Raw genomic sequence first — 5502 nt, forward strand, 5'->3', positions numbered from 1 at the left:
GAGCACTAACGGACTTTCACACTATAATGCGTTTTTCAGCATTGGAGTGTGGAAGTTGGTTAGGCACAACCTTCTGCCACGTGCAGCTCGACTAAGAAAACAGCGGAGGCAAGCGGGAAGAAGCGAGTATATCGGGCTTCAACAAGACAGTGCCTAAAACGCACTATCTTGTTGAAGTGGGATAGACGGAACTTCTTGCTTGCCAGAGCTCGAATGTAAAACAGCAGGTCCTCGTTGTGGGGACTTGCTGTTTTTGCAAGGGGGAAAATAAATTGTTATTTGAAAAGGTCGATCATCTTGCTATTATTTGCCATGATGAACAGCAAGCAGTGGACTTTTACGTTAATAAACTCGGTTTCACAATCCAGGATCGCCATGAACGTCCAGAAAAAAATGATGTCTTATTTCATTTGAATGGTGGAAGCTTTGTGATAGAACTTTTTATCAAAGCGACGGCACCCACACGTCTAACTGGTCCGGAAGCATTAGGATTGCGTCACCTGGCATTTAAAGTCGCAGACGTCGAGCAAGCGGCTCGTGATTTAGCCACACGTGGGATCGACTGTGAGCCAGTGCGCCGTGATGATTTCACTGGAGAAAAGATGACCTTTTTCTTTGACCCAGATCGTTTGCCGCTAGAGTTGCATGAGTAAGAAATTTTTTATAATGAATGGGATGCAGAAAATCAATTTTTTGACTACTGCATCCCATTTTTCATTTTAATATTATTTTGGAGGCCCGAGTTTCCTGAAGTTCAGTCTTGCGTTGGCGTGACTTGAGTTTAATTATGTTACTTTCGGAATAAATTTTCTTCAACTTAGGACTAATTGATTTGAATATAGGAGCTTTTGGGCCAAATGTCATTTTTGCTTGGTAATTTTTTTGGCAACGTGTAATACTTTTTCCCATGTTTTGGCTTCGGATGTTTTCAGATTATGCTTGATAGCGGGCAAGGGTAAAGCATAAAAATTGGTGATCAACTCTGCCACTAATTCTGGCTTTTCAAGGGGTAACCAGTGTCCGCCTTTGATAGCCTCCCACGAGAAATTTCCACCAACGTATTTTCCTGAAGCTGCCATTTGTGCTTCGCTGAGATAAAGATCATCTTTCCCAAAAATGCCAAAAACTGGAACCTGAGTTGGTGGGAAAGCAACTTTAATTTTTTGCGGTTTAAGATTAGCACGATATAGATTCAAGGCCGCTGTGAATCGTCCGGGACGACTCAAATCAGGGATCCAGTTAGAATCAACTTCGGGGTTGTTTTCGCTAAATAAACGGAGCACAGCCCAATCATTTTGCGAAAACATTTTTTCCGCAAAGTCTGCTGTTTGAAAGGCCATGGTATACCAGCCCTTTTGTTGTTGCTCAAAACCGCCATCATTTAAGTAAGCACGCGGATGACCGACGCAAAGCGGGACAAAAGAACTGAAATGTTCAGGGTAAAAAGTTATCAAACACCAACCCAGAAGCGAGCCCCAGTCGTGTCCTACCAACTTGATCGGACCATCTAATGCCAAACTCTTTTTAAGTTCGATGATGTCTTGCATTAAGTATTTGATTTTATAGCTTCCGCAAGCAATCGGCGCCTCTGATTCGCCGAAGCCGCGCAGATCTGGGGCAATGATCCGGTAACCATCTTTGATCAAAATAGGGGCGATATTGCGCCATACATCAGCGGAATCAGGAAAACCGTGGAGTAAGATGATCGGAGTTCCAGCGCCTTCATCATAGTATGCCATTTTAATACTTTTTAATTTGATTTTTTTGCGCGTTAACTGACGCTGCATAAAATTACCTCCTGCTTTTGTTGGTTTTCAACACTTTTATCATACGTTGATTTTACTCATTTTGCCAATGTCAAAGCTTATTATAGCAGCAAAAAAGCAGCCGCTATGAATAATAACAACTGCTTAAAAATTAAATATGATCAATTATTTATAATCATTGGGGTCAGCTTGGAGTGGGCCATACTCATCCATCTGAGAGTCACGGAAATCCCACCATTCACTTTCGTAACCGATAAATCCTGCTTGTTTCATTGCGTCATCTAAAATTTTATGATATTTAGCAGCTTCCTTTGGCCATTTTGATGAACGGCGCGCCATTCCTGTAAAATCATCGAAGCCGGTCGGCATCGGGCATTCTTCCCCATTTGCAAACGCCAAAGTCAAATCAAAGGTGACTCCTTTTTGGTGGCTGTAATTTGGATCGGGCGGTGCAACGAACTCAGGATCCGGGTAAACATCAAACAATTTTTTCTGAGCACTTGATGGACGAAAAGCGTCCCAGATTTTTAATCGGTAGCCTTGTTCTTTAACGATCGAGTTGGCCACGGCAAGTTTACGAGCCGTTCCTGTGCGTGCAATAGCAGTTGAAAAATCGTAAACCACTTTACCTGTGAAGTTATTAGTAGTGGCGTAGCGCAAATCTACGATAATATCAGGATCAAGTTTTTGGACATTGGTAAAACCGGTCAATTCAGCATCCATAAAAAATACCTCGCTTTCATTTTTACCCCAAAAAATTAGTTATTTTTATTACTGTAAGGTACTTCTTTCTAATCTCTTTTCTCATATATAATACTATTTTACTCGAAATAATGTCTGATTCATAATAATTGTTTTTTAAAAGTGCTTTTACTTGAGAAGACTTTTGAGACTTGCAATAATAAGGCTGAATCTAGCAGATAGAGACTTATTGCTAACTGTAGTTATATGTAAATTTAATAGAGTTGCACATTATTGCTTTACTTTTAATATTATATGTCATATAATATTGTCATAAAGTAAAAAAGAACTAACTTAAGCATAAATTAGTTAGGTACAGGGGGGAGTAATTATGGATAAAGCAAGGTATCTAGTTGACTTAGAAGATTACTTGAGTGGTTTAAGCGATGAAGAAAAGAAAAGTGTCCTAGAATACTATGATGAATACTTATCTGATGCCGGTTTGGAAACTCGAGAAGAAATTGAGCGCAAATTGGGTACTCCACGTCAATTAAGCCGAACGATCCTTGCAGATCGTTCGATCAAACAAAGTGAAAAAGAAACTAAAAGCAGCCGCTTTGCTTCACCATCGTCTAATTCAAAAATGATCTGGTTGATAGCTTTAGCGATCATTACCTCGCCGTTTACACTGGCGATCGGATTCTTTGTTTTAATTGCGTTGATAGTTGTAGGTGCTATATTGCTAGCAATTGTGATCAGTTTAGTAGTAATGATCGCCGCTGCGGTCGTGGTCGCGGGAATGGCATTGTATGCCGGATTAGGTTTACTATTTACAGCACCATTTGTGGGTCTGTTTTATATTGGCGGCGCTTTGAGTGCAGCTGCTGCTTTAATGATCGTGATCCCGATCTTATATTGGTTATGTGCGGCTGTTATCCAAGGGATCGCTAATTTTTCCCGTTTCGTTTACCGCAAGTACGGAAATCGTAAAGGGGGCAGAGCATAATGAAAAAAGCATTTAAATGGGGCTGGGTCGTCTTAGCAGTCGGATTGCTGTTCTTGTTGATCGGTGGTTTTGCTCACGGTGCCAAAAATGTGGTTTTTAATGGTTGGCGTCCAATGGTTTATAGTACCAAACCTGATTTTCAAAAGGATTACGCTGTTGCTGATTTTGATCAAGTCGATGTGGCTACTAGCAATGCCGATGTTACGATCAGACGGGGTGATGCTTATCGGGTACAATATCATGGCCGGAAAAGTGCACGCCCAAGCGTTAAGGTCTTAAATGGCCGTTTGACAGTTCGTCAAAAAGGTTCAACCGAAAAAAATGGGTTTATCGGTTTTCGCTGGTTTGACTATAGCCAAGATGTAAGTAATAAATTAACGGTCTATATTCCAGATAACGTTAAACTTAAAAAGATCCGCAATCTCAATAACTATGGTGATACTCACATGCAAGGCATTAGTATTGCTAACTTAGAAGCTATCGGTTCCGATGGTTCCTTAAAATTGAGTAATTTGAATGTTGATACTACAAATATTGAAATGCGTGATGGCGATGTTTATTTGGAAAATACGAACTTGCTGGGCGGATTAGTTACCAGCGAAGATTCAGACATTGATGTGCAAAATGGGGCTTTAAGAAATGTTGAGCTCCAGCAAGATGATGGTGATATCAGCATGCACAATGTGGCGTTAGATGGCGGTAAAGCAAATGTTTCTGAAGGTGATGTCAATATTACCGAAAGTACAGTAACACGCGGCTATTCATTGACTAACTCTGATGGCGATAATGTGTTAAGAAATGTCAACGCAGGCGGTTTCGATGTGACAAACTCTGATGGGGATAATACGGTATTCGGTAATAGCTCTGAAAGCGGGCATATTCACAGCGGTACAACACAAAATGTGGTAATAGTTAAAAATTCTGATGGAGACAACACGGTACGTTAAGCAGGGTTTATCAAAGAAAGGAAGCATTGCTTATGAAAATTCAAGTGACCGCTGATCTGCTTGACGGACTGGTCTTAGCCTTGTTGAACCGTGAAGATTATTATGGTTATGCATTAACACAAGAAATGCAAAAGGCAATATCAATTTCAGAATCGACGATGTATCCTGTACTTCGTCGATTGAAAAAGGATGGCTATTTGACAACTTATGACCAGCCATTTCAAGGCAGGAATCGCAGGTATTACCAAATAACTGATAGTGGTGAAAAGCATTTAGAACAAGTCTATAAAATGTGGACTGATTATAAAAACAGCTTGGATCAAGTTTTTATTCCAGATAAAGAACATGATTCAGCTCGACAGGCTTAGAAAGATAAAACTTAATGGCGCGTAAAACCAACAAAGGAGTGGCTCTAATGACTAAAAAGAAAAAACAATTGACGAAGTCGTCGGATAAGATCGTAAGTGGTGTGTTTGGTGGGATTGCTGAATATTTTGGTTGGGATAAGACAATTGTTCGGTTGATCGGGGCATTCTTGATCATCTTCCCTGGGACGGTTGTTTCCGGAGTGGTCTTATATGTGATCGCTGCGATGGTCATGCCTGATCCAACTCAAGGAAATGGCGGTCAGTCCGATGATGACGATGATTCAGTGATCGAGGGAGAATTTAGAGAAAAATAAAGATTCACAACTTACCAAAAAGTTTCCTCACATGCGTGTGGGGAAGCTTTTTTAGGTAGAGTGAGCAAGTGTCTTTATAGCGCGTCATTTTTTAAGGGTAATTGATTGTCAATTATTCAATTCTTCGATATGGTTAGGGCAGGAAAAGCATAGTGTGTTTCTGGCGATATAAAACCAGAGAGAATCGGTTAAAAGTTGAGCACTAGCAAGTTTTCTCGTTATATTGTGCACTTGGCAATATAGTGTGAAAGTTGTTTAGACGGAACTTCTTACTTGCAGAGCCCGACTACAAAAACAGGGCGGAGGCAAGCGGGAAGAAGCGAGTATATCGGGCTTTAATAGTATAGTGCGTTTTTTGCACTGTACTGTGAAAGTGAGATAGACGGAACTTCTTGCTTGCAGAGCCTGACTACAAAAACA

The 5502-nt window shown here is 40.6% G+C and carries 7 protein-coding genes; 5 read left to right on the top strand and 2 right to left on the bottom strand.

The features are described 5' to 3' along the window. The first annotated feature begins 272 nt into the window (after positions 1 to 272). Positions 273 to 653 (top strand): SMU1112c/YaeR family gloxylase I-like metalloprotein, encoded by a 381-nt coding sequence (gloA2, locus tag FC65_RS08555; protein WP_056972340.1) that lies wholly within the window; start codon positions 273 to 275, stop codon positions 651 to 653. 207 nt (positions 654 to 860) lie between these two features. Here gloA2 and FC65_RS08560 read toward each other — a convergent pair whose 3' ends face one another. Together FC65_RS08560 and FC65_RS08565 are read right to left on the bottom strand one after the other, a co-directional pair. After that, a complete protein-coding gene (locus FC65_RS08560) occupies positions 861 to 1787 on the bottom strand; it encodes an alpha/beta fold hydrolase (protein WP_056972342.1) in 927 nt (308 codons plus the stop codon). 144 nt (positions 1788 to 1931) lie between these two features. Further along, on the bottom strand, positions 1932 to 2489 hold the full coding sequence (locus FC65_RS08565) for a M15 family metallopeptidase (RefSeq protein WP_056972343.1): 558 nt from the start codon (positions 2487 to 2489) through the stop codon (positions 1932 to 1934). A 349-nt stretch (positions 2490 to 2838) separates the two neighbouring features. Between FC65_RS08565 and FC65_RS08570 the strand changes: the two genes are divergently transcribed. From FC65_RS08570 to FC65_RS08585, 4 genes are read left to right on the top strand one after another with little or no spacing between them, the layout of a single operon-like run. Further along, complete coding sequence (locus FC65_RS08570) at positions 2839 to 3453, top strand: DUF1700 domain-containing protein (protein WP_056972344.1); 615 nt, start codon at positions 2839 to 2841, stop codon at positions 3451 to 3453. After that, a complete protein-coding gene (locus FC65_RS08575) occupies positions 3453 to 4400 on the top strand; it encodes a DUF4097 family beta strand repeat-containing protein (RefSeq protein WP_056972346.1) in 948 nt (315 codons plus the stop codon). Before FC65_RS08570 ends, FC65_RS08575 begins: the two co-directional genes overlap by 1 nt. 32 nt (positions 4401 to 4432) lie before the next feature. Further along, positions 4433 to 4768, top strand: a complete 336-nt coding sequence (locus tag FC65_RS08580) for a PadR family transcriptional regulator (protein WP_010497707.1) — start codon at positions 4433 to 4435, stop codon at positions 4766 to 4768. Positions 4769 to 4815: 47 nt separating this feature from the next. Then, complete coding sequence (locus FC65_RS08585) at positions 4816 to 5082, top strand: PspC domain-containing protein (RefSeq protein WP_056972348.1); 267 nt, start codon at positions 4816 to 4818, stop codon at positions 5080 to 5082. Positions 5083 to 5502: the final 420 nt, after the last annotated feature.

The sequence above is a fragment of the Ligilactobacillus acidipiscis DSM 15836 genome (assembly GCF_001435755.1).
GTDB classification, from domain to species: Bacteria; Bacillota; Bacilli; order Lactobacillales; family Lactobacillaceae; genus Ligilactobacillus; species Ligilactobacillus acidipiscis.